Genomic DNA, 18,663 nt, shown 5'->3' with positions numbered 1-18,663 from the left:
GTATTAAAGTTATGAATTATGAGTTATAAATTATGAATTGATCGCAGTAATTAATATAAACTATCAGCAGTAAATTAATAACACATAATTTATGACTCACAACCTTTAAAAAAGCCTTTCATGAAAATCTTCGATTTTACTTACTTCCTCTATTTTAATTCCGAATTTTTTCTTTGGAAGTTTATTCAAATTAGAAATAAAAATTTTCTCATAACCTAATTTTTCGGCTTCAGTTATTCGCTGTTCTGCCTGTGCAATAGGACGAATTTCGCCACTCAAACCAATTTCTCCTGCAAAACAGTAATGCTCGGAAATCGCAATGTCTTCATTCGATGAAAGAATGGAAGCCACAACCGCCAAATCCAAAGCCGGATCGTCGGTTTTTATACCTCCGGTGATGTTTAAGAAAACGTCTTTTGCACCTAATTGGAAACCTGCCCTTTTCTCTAAAACGGCAAGAAGCATATTCAGTCTTTTAGCATCAAAACCGGTGGAGCTTCTTTGTGGAGTTCCGTAAACTGCGGTACTTACTAATGCCTGAATTTCCAGCAACATCGGTCGGTTTCCTTCCAAAGTTACAGCTACCGAATTTCCGGAAAGTTCTTCGAATTTTTTTGTAATTAAAATTTCCGACGGATTTCTGATTTCTTTTAAACCTTGAGAAATCATTTCATAAATTCCAATCTCGGAAGTCGATCCGAAACGGTTTTTGTTGGCTCTTAATAATCTGAAAAGGTGATTCCTGTCGCCATCAAAATTCAAAACGACATCTACCATATGTTCCAAAACTTTTGGTCCTGCAATTTGTCCGTCTTTCGTGATGTGACCTACTAAAAAGACGGGAACGTTGTTTTCTTTGGCGTATTTAATGATTTCATTCGAGCATTCTCGGATTTGGGAAACCGTTCCGGGAGAACTTTCAATCAACTGAGATTGTAAAGTCTGAATGGAATCAATAATGACAAAATCTGGCTCTAGTTTTTTGGCTTCATGAAGAATTTTTTCCAAGTTGGTTTCTGTAAAAAGAAAACAATTCGGGTTTTGAATATCCGTTAATCGATCGGCTCTCATTTTAATCTGAGACGCGCTTTCTTCTCCTGAAACATAGAAAACTTTTTTCTTCATTTTCAGGGCAAGTTGAAGAAGCAGGGTCGACTTTCCGATTCCAGGTTCTCCACCGATCAACGTGACAGATCCTAAGACAATTCCACCTCCCAAAACCCGGTTCAGCTCTTCGGAGGGTGTTTTGATTCTTGGTTCTTCGTTGGTTTCAACTTCAACGATATTTATTACGTGTTGTTTTGTTTTTGAAAAAGGCGGTGTTTTATGTGAAGTGTTTTTTTCCACAACCTCTTCCACCAAAGTATTCCATTGTCCGCAGTTTTTGCACTGTCCCATCCATTGGGAGTATTGTGTTCCGCAGTTTTGACAGAAATATGCTGTTTTTAATTTTGCCATGATGTAAAATTATGAAAAACTTAGAGTTTATTTAAATTGTGATTTGAGAATTATAAAATTTAGATTTTTAAAATCCTCCGACTCTCTCAGATGAATCTTTTAATTGAAAAAAATTAATGGTTCAAATTCAATTTTAAAATGATTTTAGCAAAATCAAAAAAATATCATACATCAATGTCACGTTATGAGAACTAACGTATTTTTGTATCAGAAATTAATTTAATAAACAATATATAATGAAAAAGGTATTTTTAACTTTCGTATTTGCGTTTGTAAGCATTTTAGGATTTGCACAGACAGATTGGGTAGTAGATCCAATGCACTCTTCTGTTAATTTCAATATCAAACATATGGGAATAAGCTTTGTACAAGGCAGATTCGATAAATTTGACGGTAAAGCAGCGATCAAAGGTAATACTATTGAAAACGGAGATTTGAACGTTACGGTTGATGTAAATACGATCAACACAGGAGTTGAAATGAGAGATAAGCATTTGAAAAGTGCAGATTTTTTCGAAAGTGAAAAATATCCAAACATGAGTTTCGAATCGACTTCTATTAAAAAAGATAAAAATAATTCTTACATCTTGAAAGGAAAACTTACCATTAAGGATGTAACAAAAGAAATTACTGTTCCATTAATTTTCGGAGGGATTACAAAAAATCAGCAAGGAAAAGAGGTGATGGGAATTCAGACAACATTTAAAGTAAACCGTTTAGATTATAATATTAAATATGATCCAACGGGGGCTGGCGTGGCTAAAGACGTTGACGTTAACTTATATTTTGAGTTAATTAAGCAATAGTTTTCATATATAATTTGGTTTAGAAAAGGTTTTCAAGTTTTTTGGAAACCTTTTTTTGTTGTTGGATAATAGCAAAGGCGCAAAGATTTTATCAATTAGAATGTTTTTAAGGCGCAAGAAAATCAAAGATTTTCAATTAAGTTTTAAAAGAAAATATTCATTGTTAAATTTTATCAAAGATAAAATCCTTGCGTCTTAGAGATGGGTAATAATCAAGTAATAAACCTTTGCGTCTTTGCTATTATCCAACAATAAAACTTAAAATTCTAAAATGAAATTGCTTTGTATTTCTTTTTCCCCTAACTTTGCACAAACCTAATCTAATGAGTAAAAAGAATACAAAGTACATCTTTGTGACAGGAGGTGTAACTTCATCTTTGGGAAAGGGAATCGTTTCAGCTTCTCTTGGACTTCTACTAAAATCACGTGGCTTCAACGTAACAATCCAAAAGCTAGATCCTTATATTAATATCGATCCCGGTACTTTGAATCCTTATGAGCACGGAGAATGCTATGTAACCGAAGATGGCGCGGAGACGGATCTGGATTTAGGACACTATGAGCGTTATCTTGATGCTCCCACTTCCCAAAACAACAACGTTACGACAGGAAAAATCTACCAGACTGTAATCGAAAAAGAAAGAAAAGGAGACTTCCTTGGAAAAACAGTGCAGGTAATTCCTCATATTACGAACGAAATTAAACGTAGAATTAAAATTTTATCGAAACAGAACTACGATATCATCATTACTGAGATCGGAGGAACTGTTGGGGATATCGAATCTTTACCTTACATCGAAACTGTTCGTCAGTTGAAATGGGAATTGGGTGAGAAAAATTCTATGGTTATTCACCTTACTTTGTTGCCTTATCTGGCTTCAAGTGGAGAATTAAAAACAAAGCCTTCTCAGCATTCTGTTCGTCAGTTAATGGAAAGCGGAATTATGGCAGATGTTTTAGTTTGTAGAACAGAACATAAAATCCCGAAGGATCAGAGAGCGAAATTGGCCCAGTTCTGTAACGTTCCTTTAGATAACGTCATTGAATGTAAAGATTTGGAAACTATATATGAAGTTCCAATGTACCTTCAAAAGCAAAACTTTGATGATGTAGTTCTTAAAGAATTGGATCTGAAAAGTGATAAGGAAGCTGATCTTAAAGACTGGAAATCTTTCTTAAAGAAATTCCAGAACCCTAAAAAATCTGTGGAAATTGCATTGGTTGGAAAATATGTTTCTCTTCAGGATTCTTATATTTCAATCGCAGAGGCTTTCAAACATGCAGGTGCAGATTTGGAAACTGAAGTGAAAATAAGATGGGTTTACAGTGGAGATCTTACTGCTGAAAATATTAAAGAAACTTTAGCTGGCGTTAGCGGAATTCTTGTTGCTCCAGGTTTTGGTGACAGAGGAATTGAAGGAAAAGTTCTTACCGCTCAATATGCAAGAGAAAATAAAGTTCCGATGTTGGGAATTTGTTTAGGAATGCAGATTATGACGGTTGAATTTGCGAGAAATGTTTTAGGTTATACTAAAGCAAACTCAATGGAATTCGATACTTCTACGGAACATCCTGTAATTTCATTAATGGAAGAACAGAAAAATGTAGTAGATAAAGGAGGAACAATGCGTCTTGGAGCCTGGAAATGTTCTTTGAAAAACGGTTCTAAATTAAACGACATCTACGGAGCAAAAAATATTACAGAAAGACACCGTCACAGATATGAATTCAACAGCGATTATATCGGTGAATTCGAGAAAAACGGTTTCTTGGCAACAGGAACAAATCCGGAAACAGGATTGGTGGAAGCATTGGAAATGCCGGATCACCCATTCTATGTTGGTGTACAGTATCACCCGGAATATAAGAGTACGGTAGCAACTCCGCATCCGCTATTCAGAGCTTTTATTAAGGCTTGTTCAGGGAAATAATTTAAATTAGTAAACCTTCAAGATTTCAAAAGCCCTGAATGTTTGATGGATATAAAGTAATTTAAATATTACAAACGTCATATATAAACTCAGACTGATCTTTCTCAGCCTGAGTTTATTATATAGTAACATATTATAGTATAGAGTTTTGATAAAAAAACAGTATTTTTGTCGACTCGAAAATGTATGTCATTTTGATATACATTTAAATAGGTAAAAAATTTTAATTAAAATAAAATGCAACAGAACAACGGACTCGATAAAAGTCAAATGATTAGTTTTGGGGTTTTATGCTTGGTACTTTTTGGTTTCATGTTTTATTTTCAAAACAAGCAATCGAAAGAAGAAGCATTAAAAGCTCAGCAGCAGAAAACTGAACAGGCTAAAAATGCTGTAAAACAAACTCAGGCAAGCAATATCAATCCAAATGTAACTCCGAATGCAATTCAGACGGCAAATCTTTCCAACAAAGAACTGAATATTGAATTTGCAAGTCTTGGAGGGCAGGTTTCTAAAGTGGAACTTGCAGAATACAAAGCATACGATCGTAAAACAGATAAGGCAGATCTTCCGCTTAATCTTATTACTAAAAATAATTCAAACTACGGTTTCCAATTCAAAGATAAAACAGGAAAAGTAATTAATACTAAAGATTTAGTTTTTGCTCCGACTGTTAACGGAAATGCTGTGACGATGACGGCTAATTATAATGGTGCGGTTATCCAATTCATTTATACTTTACTTCCGAAATATACTTTAGACTTTAAAGTAAGAACGCAGGGTTTAGCAAAAATCACCTCTGATAACAAAGCAGATTTTATCTGGAATTATAATGTAAGAAATTTAGAAAAGGGTAGAGCTCAGGAGCAGTCTCACTCAGAATTCTCTTATGCTTTCAATAATTATAAAGATTATGATTATGATGGAAGAACAACGATGGAAGAAGATAAAGAAACATTGAACTGGATTGGTGTAAAACAGCAGTTTTTCGCGTCTGTGATTGAAGCTAAAACAGGTTTCACACAAAGTAAAGGAAATCAGGAAACAGTAGAAGAAGGTGAATATTTGAAAAAGCTAAATTATGAAGGTTTTGTTCAAATGACAGGAAGCGAGCTGAATCAGGATTTCACTTGGTACTTCATGCCATTGGATTTACCATTATTAAAATCTTACGATAAAAATTTCGACGAAATTCTTCCATTAGGATGGTCTTTCATCGGATGGATGAACAGAGGATTTTTCATTCCTATTTATAATTTCATTGCGTCTTGGGGATTAACTGCAGGTTGGGCGATTTTCTTATTGACAATCTTGGTTAAATTAATCTTATCACCAATTATGTACAAACAACATAAGTTGAGTGCGATGATGAGAGTAATCCGTCCTGAAATTGATGAAGCAAACGCTAAATTCAAGGATGCAGATCCAATGAAAAAGCAACAGGCAACAATGGAAATCTATCGAAAAGCAGGTGTTAATCAAATGGCGGGATGTCTTCCGGCGTTGGTGCAGATTCCGATTTTCTATGCATTATTCCGTTTCTTCCCGAACTTTATTGATTTAAGAGGAAAAGGATTCTGGTTTGCTAAAGACTTGACGGCTTATGATGATTTAATTAAATTACCATTCAAAGTTCCATTCTTGGGAGATCACTTAAGTATTTTTGCATTGGCTTGTACGGTTGTAATTTTAATTTATACCGTAATGACTTCAGGAAATATGCAACAGCCACAGCAAGAAGGAATGCCCAACATGAAAGTGCTAATGTACATTTTCCCAATTACATTCTTATTCTTCTTGAATACGTCTGCATCAGGTCTTTCTTGGTATTATTTTGTATCAAACGCGATCAACATTTTAATAATCCTTGTTATTAAATATGTAATCTTGGATGAAAAGAAAATTCATGCACAGATTCAGGCGAATAAAGAAAAGCCAAAAGCTGAAGGGAAGTTCCAGAAACGTATGAGAGAAATGATGGAGAAAGCTCAGGAACAACAAAAAGTTCAGGAAAAATCGATAAAAAAGAAATAATTTTATTGATCATAAATAGAAAAGAGAAGCAAATTTGCTTCTCTTTTTTTGTATAAAGTTGAAATCTTAAATTTCGTTAAAATTTCACGATTTATAGAATTATATTTTTAATCGTATTTCAACCTGAAAGACTGTCGGTGATGCTTTGTCGGTCCAAACTTTATTAAAGCTTCCTGATGCTTTTTTGTTGCATAGCCAAAATTAGTATCCCAGCCGTACTCAGGATGCTCCTCATGAAGTTCAATCATTAATTTATCCCTGTAATTCTTCGCTAAAATAGAAGCAGCTGCAATCGACAAAACCTTTGAATCTCCTTTAATAATGCATTCATGAGGGATGTAATTGTATGGGTGAAATCTATTACCGTCAACCAAAATCAGCTCTGGTCTTACTATTAATTTATCTAAAGCCTGGTGCATTGCATGAATGCTAGCATTCAATATATTATGCTCATCTATAAAAGCCGGAGAAAGTTCGGCAATGGCATAATCTTTCACATTGTCTTTTATATAGCTATCAAGATCCATTCTAGTTTTAAAATTTAATTTTTTTGAATCATTAACCAGATTTTGGTTAAAATTTTCATCTAAAATAACTGCGGCAGCAACCACAGGTCCACATAAACAGCCTCTTCCGACTTCATCACACCCTGCTTCGACATAAAAAATCGACCATTTTTTTATTAAATCCATAAATATATTGAGTATCAAAACATAAAAACATTCAAATTTAAATATTTTTAACAAAATATTTGGTTGTTTTAAGAAAGTTTTACATATTTGCAGGTAATAAAAAAATAATCAATTTAAATATGAAGAAATTAACAGCAAGTGTTCTACTGGTAGTTTTGTCATCTTCTGTAGGGTTTGTAAATGCACAAAATCGAGATACCCTCAGAACACAAGACATAACAGAAGTAGTTATGACTGGTGCAATGAATAGAAAAATGAAGCTTGATGCGCAAACTTCAACTGCAACAGTTGTAAGTAAAGAAAAGCTTACTCAAGCTGGTGCACCAAATGCAGTAGCAGCTTTAGTAAGTAAGGTTCCTGGTTTGACAATTAATAAAACGAATAGTAGTGTTGATGGAACTTATGATATCAAAATTAGAGGTTCTAGAACGTTAACAGGAAATACTTCTCCATTGATTGTTATTGATGGTGTAATTTCATCAATGCAGATTTTTCAAGCTTTGCCAGCAGATGCTATCGAGTCTACAACTACTTTGTTAGGTTTACAAGGAGCAGCTCTTTATGGATCTCAAGGTGTAAATGGAGCTATAGTTATAACTACTAAAAAAGGTAGTGGCTCAAGAAAACCTAGAGTTTCATTTAATAGTAACATTGAGTTTGATAATGTACTTTTCACTCCAGCAAGACAAAGAAAATATGGTCAGGGATGGTATGGAGATAAAATTCATTCGGAGAATGGTTCTTGGGGACCTGCATTTGATGATCCTGCCTATGCTGGACAATCGTTTGGTATCGGGGTGCCATTTTATGATGTTAATGGTGATGGAAATATTTTTATATCTGATGGTATAATGCCATCAGAAGATGCTGCATCAGCTGTTTATGGTACTTATGCGGCAAGAAAAAAAGATAATGCAAAAGAATTTTTTCAAACAGGTCTAAACTTAAATAATACTTTAACTGTTTCAGCGGGAAGTGAAGGTGCTTATGCAGGATTAACAATTAACCGTCAGGATAGAGAATTTATTGTTGCTGATGATAAGTTGAAGAAAACTTCAGTGTCGTTAAATGGAGGTTTTAAGGCTGGTAAATTATCTTTAGACGGTACTGTTACTTATATCAATAGATCAGTTTCTACAACAGATCCTGGATTATATACAAACCTTCTTCAGTCATCTGCAGAGATTCCAATCACAGATTTTAAAAATAGTCCACAGCCATACGCATGGACTATATATTATGCGAGTCCATATTGGACAATGCGTAATGTTAGAAATAATTCTAAAATCGATATTCTTAACGGAACAATTTCATTGGGATATAAAATTAATGATAATATCTCCGTTACAAATAATGGCTCGGCACAGATTACTTCTACCGATGTCTTGAACTATAATAATGGTTATGTCGCATCTCTTGCGATGCCAAGAATTACCTATGATGATGGATCTACAGCTGTACAACCTATTGGATCTTCTCTTTCGCAATCTAATCAGATTAATAGATATTTCTATAATGATTTGATGGTGAACTTGAATTATGATCTTACATCTGATATCAATCTTAAAGCAAATTTAGGATGGAATGTTCAACAGACAGAATTAAAAACTACACAAGTTTCCGGGACAGGTATAAAAATACCTGGAATATATCAGTATTGGAACTTAACAACATTAACTATTCCTTACAATCTTAATAACAGGAGATTCAAAGATAACAAATTTGCATATTTTGCAAATGTAGACTTAGGTTATAAAGATTATCTATATTTAAACCTTACTGGCAGACTTGAAAATTCATCAAAATTATATCATTCTGAGGCTAATTTAGAAAGTAATTCTAGCTATTTTTATTATTCAGGGGGTGTTTCATTTATGCCATTAAAAGCATTTAATATTCAAAGTGATTTGCTAAGCAGATTAGTTGTAAAAGGATCTTATACTAAGGTAGGTAATGATCCGGTGAATGTTTATGCAATTGAGAATACTGTTACGTTAGCTCCTGGATATCCTTTTGGAACTGGACCATTAAGTTTTTATGATCAAAAGTCTCCTACGGATAGAAATATCAGACCTGAAAAAGTGGATAACACAGAAGTGAGTTTAGGATTAGGATTTTTGAAGAATAGAATTACTTTAGATGCAAGTGCCTATATTCAAAATACTAAAGATCTAATAACAAATCAAACAACATCTAGTGCTACAGGTATTACCTATACACCAGTAAATGTTGGGAATATTAGAAATAAGGGTATAGAAGTAACTTTAGGTGCTACACCAATAAGAACAAATGATTTCTCTTGGGATATGAACCTTGCATGGACAATTAATAGGACAAAGGTACTTGAACTTGCAGATGGCCAAGATGAGGTTAATTTATCTACTGGAGGTTATGCAGGTATTTATGCAATTAAAGGTCAAGAATTCCCAATGCTGAAAGCAACTGCTTATATGAGAGATGACCAAGGTCGAATTATTATTAATCCAGATAACGGGAATCCTTATATTACAAATAATTTTGTCAATTTTGGCAGAGTTACTCCGAATTATACATTGATGTTTAATACAAACTTTAAATATAAAAACTTTGGATTTTATGCAGTGTTAGATTATAGAAACGGTGGTGTATTATACTCTGGTGCAATGCAAGGTCTTGCTTTTAGTGGAGGTCTTGAACAATCGGCTGAATTTGACAGAACTCAAGGGGGGTATATTATACCTAATTCTGTATACCAAAATTCTGCAGGGCAGTATGTTGCAAATACATCTATAAAATCTGGAGGGAATGATTATGCAGGTCTCCCTGATTACTATGGAAGTGTATACAGCAGAGTAGGTGAAAACTTCATTATCAGTGGTACGGCGTTCAGAGTAAGAGAATTAGGATTATCTTATACTTTAAGCCAAGATGCAGCTAAATCTATTGGTTTAACAGGATTAAGTTTTAGTATCTATTCTAGAAATCCATTCTATAAATTTGCAGATAATAATAGAGGTTATGCAGATCCTGAAGCATCTTTCACAACTGGAAATATTTCTGGTTTAACAAATTCCAACCAATATCCATCAACAAGAACAGTAGGTTTTACAACCACAATTAATTTTTAAATAAATCGTAATGAAAAAGATATTATTATCAACTTTAGGAATTGCTGCGATGTTAGCCTTTAACTCATGTAGCGATGATTTCATTGACGTAAATAAGAACGTTAATGATGCTTATGCTGATCAAGTTACTCCAAAAGATAGATTGTCTGCTGCGGAAACGGTGATTTATAGAACGCAAGCAAATACTATGAATAGATTTGGTAATCTAATGATGAATGCTTGGGCAGGAAATATTTATTTTTATGCCTCTCCTTATGGTGATGAATTCAGAATGAGAGCTGATTCTCAATTTTATAGTGGGATCTGGGATAACTTATATTTAGGTATTGCGAACTATCAGGCTATTATTGATAGTCCTATGGCTTCAAATTATCCTCATCATGTTGCTATTGCTAAGATTATGAAAGCATATTATATGCAAATGATCGTAGACTTATATAATGATGCACCTTATACTGAAGCATTTAAAGGTCAAGATAATAAGCATCCAAAATATGACTTAGGTAAAGACATATATAAAGGATTATTTGCAGAACTTAACCAAGCTTTAGTTTTATTACAGCAGGCTCCTAGTACTACTTATGCCGTAGCTGCAGCAGAAGATCCGATTTTTGCCGGTGTTATGTTAAATTGGACAAGAATGGCTAATACTGTAAAGCTTAAAATGGCTGTTAGATTATCTAATTGCACTGATCCTGCTGTTATTGCTTATAGAAATGCTGAATTGGCAACTTTGGCTCCATTAACTAGTAATTTAAGTAATTTTATAATTGCCGATGTTAGAATTCAGCCTGGTTATAGTAATGCAGCAGTGTTACAACAAAATCCTTTCTACACTACGTATGGTATCTATGATATCTCTACTCAGGATATGTCTACTGGTTATAGATTAACATTTGCTTCAGATCATATTATAAAAGCTTTAAGAGGACAATTACCTGAAACATCTGGTACTCTTGATAATAGAATTAATAGATTATTTCTGAATAATGGAGTAACTCAAGGATTTGATTATCTTCATGGTATAGCTGCACCAACACCTGATCCATCACAGATGATAGGTCAGCCTCAAGGAGGTCTTAAAGATGCTAGTAAAAATGAAGGAAGCTTTGCAACTTTAGGAACATTTGCTGGATTTGGATCTCCATCAGGGGGCTCTGGGCTTGCTGGTTATATTTTGACACTATCTGAAGTTAGGTTCCTACAGGCGGAAGCAGCTGTAGTATATCCGACTACGATGGCATTTAATGCTCAAACTATGTTTAACGATGGTATTACCCAATCATTTACAACATTTGGAGCAGGATCTGCTACAGGTTATCTTAGTAATATTGCAACTAAGCCAGGTATTGGTTGGGCAGCATCAACGAATAAAATTCAAGCTATTCAATATCAGAAATGGATTGCTTTAACTAATATTAACCCTACAGAAACTTATATTAGCTATACAAAAACAGGATATCCTGTTTTGCCAATGCCTCAAGGTTCTTATTATCCTTCTAGACCGAAGAGATTAATGTATGCGCAGTCAGAATATATTTCAAATACTGCGAATGTACCAAATCCAAGTGTTGATGAAATGTATACTATAAATCAATATTCTCCTTTTTGGTTAAAATAATTATTTTGTATTATATCAAAAACCGCCCTCGTGGCGGTTTTTTTATTTTTAAATGTTAAAATTTCAATTATTATAAAAATTAATTATATGCAATACATTCTTTTAACTTGTTCCAAAAAATAATTTTTTAGCATAATAAACTGTATATCACATATATTAGATATTATTTTATTAATGTTATGGTATAGATAATATCAATAGCTAAAATTAGATTTAATTCATTTTTCAGTTTTGTTGAATAATTTAATTTTGTTAAAATTGCGTTATTTAACAAAAAATATTAATTAAATAATAAAATTTGGTTAATAAAAATGATTAATTGTTAATTTTAATCCTTTTTCTTTTGTCATTTTAAGAAAGTTTTACACCTTTGTGCTAAGCAAAATTTAATTTGATATGAAGAAACTAACAATGGGTGTACTTGCTTTGGTGCTATCCTCATCTCTAGCTGTTGCTGAAGCTCAGCAAAAGAAGGATACATTAAAGACACAAGACATTGAAGGTGTAGTTGTAACTGCACTAGGTATTAAAAGAGAGAAAAAATCTCTAGGTTACGCTTCACAAGAAGTAAAAGCAGATAAGCTATTCGAGGGAACAACAAATACTGGAAATATTGCTTCTCAGCTTTCCGGTAAAGTAGCTGGTTTGAATGTTAACACTAACTCTAACTTTGGTGGTTCTGCAAATTTAGTTATTCGTGGAGTTAAATCTCTCGGTGGAAGTAATCCTCTAATTGTTATAGACGGATCACCTGTTAATAACTCATCAACTTCTTTTGGTAATCAGAACGGAGGTTTTGATTTAGGAAATGCTTTATCCGATATTAATCAAGAAGACATTGAATCAGTAAACGTTCTAAAAGGTGCTGCAGCATCCGCGTTATATGGAGAGAGAGGTTTGAATGGGGTAATTGTTATTACAACCAAAAGTGGAAGAGGAAAAGATGATGATTCTTGGGGAGTAACATTATCCTCTTCAGTACAGGCTGGATTTATTGATAAATCAACTTTTGCCAAATATCAAACAAGATATGGAGGTGGTTATGATCCTTCATTCTATTATGGAAGTGCACCAGACGGTATTGATTATGCTAATTTTGGAGAAGATGCTTCATGGGGTCCAGAATTTAACCCTAATCTATTAGTTTATCAATGGGATTCTTTTGATCCAACATCACCAAATTACAATAAAGCAACTCCTTGGGTAGCTGCTAAAAATGGACCACTTAAGTTTTTTGAAACTCCAATGTCATTTGTTAATTCCATTTCACTTTCGAAAGGAAGAAAAGGGTTTAATTTTAATTTAACTTATGATAACAACTTATCAAATGGTCTTTTACCTAATTCAGATTTAAGAAAAAATACGATTTCAACAAAAATCAATTATGACTTAAATTCTAAATTACACGCAACTGTATATTCAACTCTTACACTTCAAGGGACTACAGGTAGAACTGAAACGGGATATAATGATAATGTTGTTACCGGCTTCAGACAATGGTGGCAAACTAACGTTGATTTAGAGGCTTTAAAAAATGCCTATTTCAATAATATAGGTAATCCTACGCTTGCTAATAACTATGGTAATGTATCATGGAATAGAAAAAGTGCGGGAAATGGTGTCCCTGCATTTTGGAACAATCCATACTTCCAACGTTACCAAAATTATTCAACAGACGACAGAACAAGAACTTTTTCATATGCCCAATTAACGTATGATGTTGATAGTCATATCAATATTACAGGTAAATTAAGTTATGATAATACAAATCTGGTCTTTGAGAGAAGATTAGCGCTTGGATCATATCCTCAAAATTTTGGAGTGTCAGGAAAAGCTGTAGGTTCAGGATATCACAGATATGATTTGAAAAGAAGTGAAACCAATTATGATTTATTTGCTAATTATAAATATGATCTTACATCTTGGTTGAATTTAAGTGGTATTGTAGGTGGAAACGTCAGAAGAAATCATGAGAGCTCCATTGAAGCTTCTACAGAAGGTGGTTTAATTAAAGCGGGTTACTATTCATTAGATAATTCTAAAGCACCTGTTTTGAACCCTGTAGAATTTGAAGCTACAACACAAACAAATAGTTTGTATGCGACTGCATCTTTTGATTTTAATAAAATCTTTTATTTAGATGGAACGATTAGAAGAGATGTTAGCTCTACATTACCTGCCGGAAATAACAAATATACCTATGGCTCAGTATCCGGTTCAGTAATTTTATCAGAACTTTTAAAATCTCAAAAGTCTGTAATGAATTTCTGGAAAGTACGAGGTAACTTCGCGGAAGTGGGAGGAACCGCTAATCCTTATCAATTAAATTATACTTATTATACTGCTGGATATTTTAATACAGGGAATGGTAATATTAATATTTACAGACCTCAAACTATTTTAAATAACCCAAATTTGAAACCTCAGCGTTCTAGAGAGTTTGAATTTGGTACTGAAGCTCATTTCTTCAGAGACAGAATCATTTTCGATGCTGCTTATTACGATACAAAAACATTTGACCAACTTATCACTCCTGATATTTCAGCTGGTTCTGGAAGCCTTGGAGCCGCAATTAATGCAGGTCAGATAAACAATAAAGGTATTGAGTTACACTTAGGAATTACTCCAATTAAAACAAAAGATTTTGGTTGGGATATAGATGCAAACTGGGCTAGAAATAGAAGTAAAGTTGTTGAACTTGCAGATGGCTTACAGGTATATCAACTAGTAGGTTTAGTAGGAGGTGCTTCTATTGTAGCTTCTGTAGGTAACCAATGGGGTGATATTTACGGAAGTGATTATGTATATTTGAATGGACAGAAAGTAGTTGATCCTACTACAGGATTATATCAAACAGAAAATAATAAGGTAATTGGAAATGTTCAAGCTAAATGGACTGGAGGTTTAAGAAACTCATTCAGATATAAGGATTTTTCATTGAGCTTCTTAATTGATGTTCGTCATGGAGGTGATGTATTTTCTTCTGATATGTATTACGGACTTGCGAGTGGATTATTCCCAGAAACTGCTGTTGATGGATATAGAACAAATATTCCTGTGTTAGCAGGAGTGAATCCAAATGGTCAGGTTAATACAACTCCAGTTGATACAAGTGTAATTAATCCAAATGAGTATGGTAATAACCCGAATGATGGATATGCAATAGCCCCAGATAAAAGATTTGTATATGATGGTTCTTTCGTAAAGCTGAGAGAAGCAAGTATTACTTATTCTCTTCCAAAAAGTTTATTAGCAAATACATTTATGAATGAAGCTAAAATATCTATTGTAGGAAGAAATCTTTGGATCATTCATAAAAATCTTCCATATGCAGACCCTGAATCTTCGCAAATGGGAGGCTTATACTCGTATGGATCATCAGTAGGAGCTTTGCCTACTACAAGAGAACTTGGAGTAAACTTTACGTTTAAATTCTAAAATTTAAGACTATTTAAAAATGAAAAATTTCAAAAAAATATTATACGCAGGAGGAGTTGTCGCTTCATTGTTGATGTTTAATTCATGTCAAAGCGATATTACTTCTTTAAATGAGGACCCTAAACACCCGTCGAGTGTGCCTTCTGGAAATATGTTGGCAACAAGTATGTATCAAGGTTTTTATTATATGTATACGGGAAGTGTAAATTTTAATAATTATCGCTTTTTCACACAACAATGGACTGAAACCACTTATACTCAGGAGACTAATTACAACCTTACTACAAGAAATCAGCCTAGAAACCATTTCAGAAGAATGTATGTATATACATTAGCTCCTCTTGAACAAGCTAAAAAAGATCTTCCATCAGAAATTAATGCAGATCCTGATGTTGTAGATAATAAATGGGCAACTCTAGAAATCGCTTCAGTCTTTACTTGGGAAAATATTGTAGACACTTTTGGAAATGTACCTTATAAGGAAGCTTTGCAAGCAGAAACAATTAAATCTCCAAAATATGATGATGCGAAGACTATTTATTTAGATCTTATTTCTAGATTAAATGTGGCTATTTCAAAAATTCATACTACTAAGGCTGGTTATCCGGAAGACTTGGTTTATAAAGGAGACATGTCAAAATGGGTTAAATTAGCAAATTCTATAAAACTAAGGTTAGCAATTAACTTGGCAGATGTTGATCCGGCTACTTCTAAAGCTGTTGCAGAAAGTGCAATCAGTGGAGGAGTATTAGCTTCTGCTACTGATTCTTACTCTTTGAAGTTTGATGGAAATACATTTACTAATCCGTTGTTTGATGATTTAGTAGCAGCAGGAAGAAATGATTTTGTTCCTTCAAATGTAATTGTGAATCCAATGAATGCAAAATCTGATCCAAGAAGACACAGTTACTTTGATGAAAATTTGGTTAAGGCTACTGTTACTGGCGTAACACCTCCGACTTCTCCATCTACATCTACAACTGTAACTCTTAGCAGCTTGCCTACAAATATTGCTGTAGGGCAATCGGTATATGTAGCGTCGTCTGTACCATCTATATTTGTAGGAACTGTGTCATCAATTGGAAGTAATTCAATAACAATTAATAATGCCGGATCTATAGCTATCAATAATTCTCTAGCTTTTGGATACTATAAAGGAGGCACATATGGAACTCAAAACTCATATGCAAATAACTCACATGTTAACCCTACTTATTTAACAGGTAATGCACCAGCAAATTTATTCAGTTATACAGAAGTATTATTTTTAAAAGCTGAAGCGGCTCAAAGAGGATATAATGTAGGTGCAGGAACTGCTGCTAGTTTATATGCAGATGCTATCACTGCTTCAATGTTAGAAAATGGATTAACTGCTGGAGATGCGGCTACATATATTACTGCTAACCCATATAACGCTGCAAACTGGAAGCAATCAATTGGTTACGAAGGTTGGGTAGCAATGTGGAATAATCCATTTGCTGCTTGGAACTTCGCAAGAAGATTAGATAATCCTGTACTTACGCCACCTCCATCATCTTATATTGGCGGTATTCCATACAGAATGCCATATTCTGATCAGGAATATGTTACGAATAATGCTAATGTTAGTGCTGCAGCTACCGCAATTGGTGGTGACAAAGCAACAACGAAATTATTCTGGGATATTAATTAATCAAATAAATATTAATTTCCTTCATATTTATTCCGCCTTCGGGCGGTTTTTTTATTTCCGTATATTTGTACTTTAAAATTTTTAGACAGGAAAAAGACTGTAACATATGTTCGTGGTCTTTACAAAAATTAAAACTAAACAATGAATATTAAAAATATAATAGAAGAAAAACTTTCGGAGGTTATTTTGAATGTTTACCAACTGAAGGAGATTAATCTGGAAGTTCAGGAAAATAAAACTGAGTTTGAAGGAGATTTTACGATCGTGACTTTCCCTCTGGTAAAACAATTGAAGAAAAACCCTGAAAGCATCGGGGTAGAATTGGGAGAGGCATTAACAGAGCAAACAGAATTACTGGAAAGTTTCAATGTAGTAAAAGGATTCCTTAATGTTAAAGTTAAAAATCAGTTTTTTGTAGATAATTTTACATCTATTAAGAACGATTTCGATACTATAGAAAAGAAAAATTCTACGGTAATGGTAGAATATTCTTCCCCAAATACAAACAAACCTCTTCATTTAGGGCATATCAGAAATAATTTATTAGGATATTCTGTAGCTCAAATTTTGAAGGAAGCAGGTTATGATGTAATTAAAACTCAGATTATCAACGATAGAGGAATTCATATTTGTAAGTCGATGTTGGCTTGGGAAAAATTTGGAAAAAATGAAACTCCTGATACAACAAATACAAAAGGTGATAAATTTGTTGGAAATTACTATGTAAAATTCGATAAGGAATATAAAGCTGAAATTGCTGAACTAGTAGCTCAGGGTGTTTCTGAAGATCAGGCAAAAAAAGATGCTCCTTTAATGAAAGAAGCTCAAAAAATGCTTCTGGATTGGGAAAATGGAGATGAAAAAGTAAGAAATCTTTGGAACGAAATGAACTCTTGGGTTTATGATGGTTTTAATAAAACATATAAAAGACTAGGTGTTGATTTCGATCAGGTTCAGTATGAGAGTAATACGTATATTTTAGGAAAAGACCTTATTCAGGAAGGTTTGGATAAAGGCGTTTTGTACCAGAAAGAAGATGGTTCTGTTTGGTGTGACTTGACAGATGAAGGTTTAGATCAAAAATTATTATTACGTTCAGACGGAACTTCCGTGTATATGACTCAGGATTTGGGGACTGCCGTAGAACGTTTTAAAGAAGAAAATATCCAAAAGTTAATTTACACTGTTGGAAACGAGCAAGATTATCATTTCCAAGTTTTATTTAAAATCTTAGGAAAGTTAGGATATTCTTGGGCAGATCAATTGTATCACTTGTCTTACGGAATGGTTGAACTTCCTAACGGGAAAATGAAATCTCGTGAAGGAACTGTTGTAGATGCAGATGATTTGATGCAGGATATGTATGAAGAGGCAAAATTAAAAACAATAGAGCTAGGAAAATTAGAAGGTCTTTCGGAGGAAGAAAAAGAAATTTCTTACGAAATAATTGGGCAGGCTGCATTGAAATATTTCATGCTAAAAGTTGATCCAAAGAAAAAAATGCTCTTTAATCCAGAAGAAAGTATTGATTTTCATGGGAACACAGGTCCGTTTATTTTATATACTTATGCTCGTATTCAATCTTTATTAAATAAAGCAGATTATAAGTATGAAGAAATTTCCGGTGTTGAATTCAATCAATATGAAAAGGAATTAATTATGCTTTTATCCAATTATAAAGGAATTGTTGAGAAAGCTGCAGAATCTTTGAGTCCAGCTTTAATTGCAAATTATGTTTATGATTTGGTTAAATCATACAACTCTTTCTATCAGAGCAATAAAGTTTTAGCATTAGAAGATGAAAATTTAAAACAAATTCGTTTGAATTTATCCGATCTTACAGCAAAAACTATAAAAAAATCTTTACAACTTTTAGGAATAGGAACTGTAAACAGAATGTAAAA

Annotated in this window: 10 protein-coding genes; 8 read left to right on the top strand and 2 right to left on the bottom strand. The window is 33.5% G+C overall.

Annotated elements, in window-relative coordinates; translation table 11 throughout:
* Positions 1 to 105: 105 nt before the first annotated feature.
* Entirely contained in the window at positions 106 to 1,458 is a 1,353-nt protein-coding gene (radA, locus tag ACKX2A_RS08365; RefSeq protein ID WP_415328913.1) for a DNA repair protein RadA, read from the bottom strand.
* A gap of 236 nt (positions 1,459 to 1,694) precedes the next feature.
* Here radA and ACKX2A_RS08360 point away from each other — a divergent pair, with 236 nt between their 5' ends.
* The 3 genes from ACKX2A_RS08360 to yidC all read left to right on the top strand — a co-directional run bounded on the left by ACKX2A_RS08360 (position 1,695) and on the right by yidC (position 6,229).
* Positions 1,695 to 2,264, top strand: a complete 570-nt coding sequence (locus ACKX2A_RS08360; protein WP_415328912.1) for a YceI family protein — start codon at positions 1,695 to 1,697, stop codon at positions 2,262 to 2,264.
* A 323-nt stretch (positions 2,265 to 2,587) separates the two neighbouring features.
* Positions 2,588 to 4,195 (top strand): CTP synthase, encoded by a 1,608-nt coding sequence (locus tag ACKX2A_RS08355; protein ID WP_415328911.1) that lies wholly within the window; start codon positions 2,588 to 2,590, stop codon positions 4,193 to 4,195.
* Positions 4,196 to 4,432: 237 nt separating this feature from the next.
* On the top strand, positions 4,433 to 6,229 hold the full coding sequence (gene yidC / locus ACKX2A_RS08350; RefSeq protein WP_415328910.1) for a membrane protein insertase YidC: 1,797 nt from the start codon (positions 4,433 to 4,435) through the stop codon (positions 6,227 to 6,229).
* Positions 6,230 to 6,336: 107 nt separating this feature from the next.
* On the opposite strand, the gene ACKX2A_RS08345 is transcribed toward yidC, so the two are convergent.
* On the bottom strand, positions 6,337 to 6,921 hold the full coding sequence (locus ACKX2A_RS08345; RefSeq protein ID WP_415329437.1) for a ribonuclease HII: 585 nt from the start codon (positions 6,919 to 6,921) through the stop codon (positions 6,337 to 6,339).
* Between the two features lie 59 nt (positions 6,922 to 6,980).
* Between ACKX2A_RS08345 and ACKX2A_RS08340 the strand changes: the two genes are divergently transcribed.
* From ACKX2A_RS08340 to argS, 5 genes are all read left to right on the top strand, one after another.
* Positions 6,981 to 10,028 carry a SusC/RagA family TonB-linked outer membrane protein gene (locus ACKX2A_RS08340; RefSeq protein WP_415328909.1) on the top strand — a complete coding sequence of 1,016 codons (3,048 nt, stop codon included), beginning with the start codon at positions 6,981 to 6,983 and terminating at the stop codon, positions 10,026 to 10,028.
* Positions 10,029 to 10,038: 10 nt separating this feature from the next.
* On the top strand, positions 10,039 to 11,649 hold the full coding sequence (locus ACKX2A_RS08335) for a SusD/RagB family nutrient-binding outer membrane lipoprotein (RefSeq protein WP_415328908.1): 1,611 nt from the start codon (positions 10,039 to 10,041) through the stop codon (positions 11,647 to 11,649).
* Between the two features lie 396 nt (positions 11,650 to 12,045).
* Positions 12,046 to 15,087, top strand: coding sequence for a SusC/RagA family TonB-linked outer membrane protein (locus ACKX2A_RS08330; RefSeq protein ID WP_415328907.1), 3,042 nt, complete (start codon positions 12,046 to 12,048; stop codon positions 15,085 to 15,087).
* 19 nt (positions 15,088 to 15,106) lie between these two features.
* A complete protein-coding gene (locus ACKX2A_RS08325; RefSeq protein ID WP_415328906.1) occupies positions 15,107 to 16,759 on the top strand; it encodes a SusD/RagB family nutrient-binding outer membrane lipoprotein in 1,653 nt (550 codons plus the stop codon).
* Between the two features lie 141 nt (positions 16,760 to 16,900).
* Positions 16,901 to 18,661, top strand: coding sequence for an arginine--tRNA ligase (gene argS, locus ACKX2A_RS08320; RefSeq protein ID WP_415328905.1), 1,761 nt, complete (start codon positions 16,901 to 16,903; stop codon positions 18,659 to 18,661).
* Positions 18,662 to 18,663 lie beyond the last annotated feature (2 nt).

This window comes from Chryseobacterium sp. MMS23-Vi53 (genome assembly GCF_047651245.1).
Lineage (GTDB): Bacteria > Bacteroidota > Bacteroidia > Flavobacteriales > Weeksellaceae > Chryseobacterium.
This window is presented reverse-complemented; position numbering and strand designations above follow the sequence as displayed.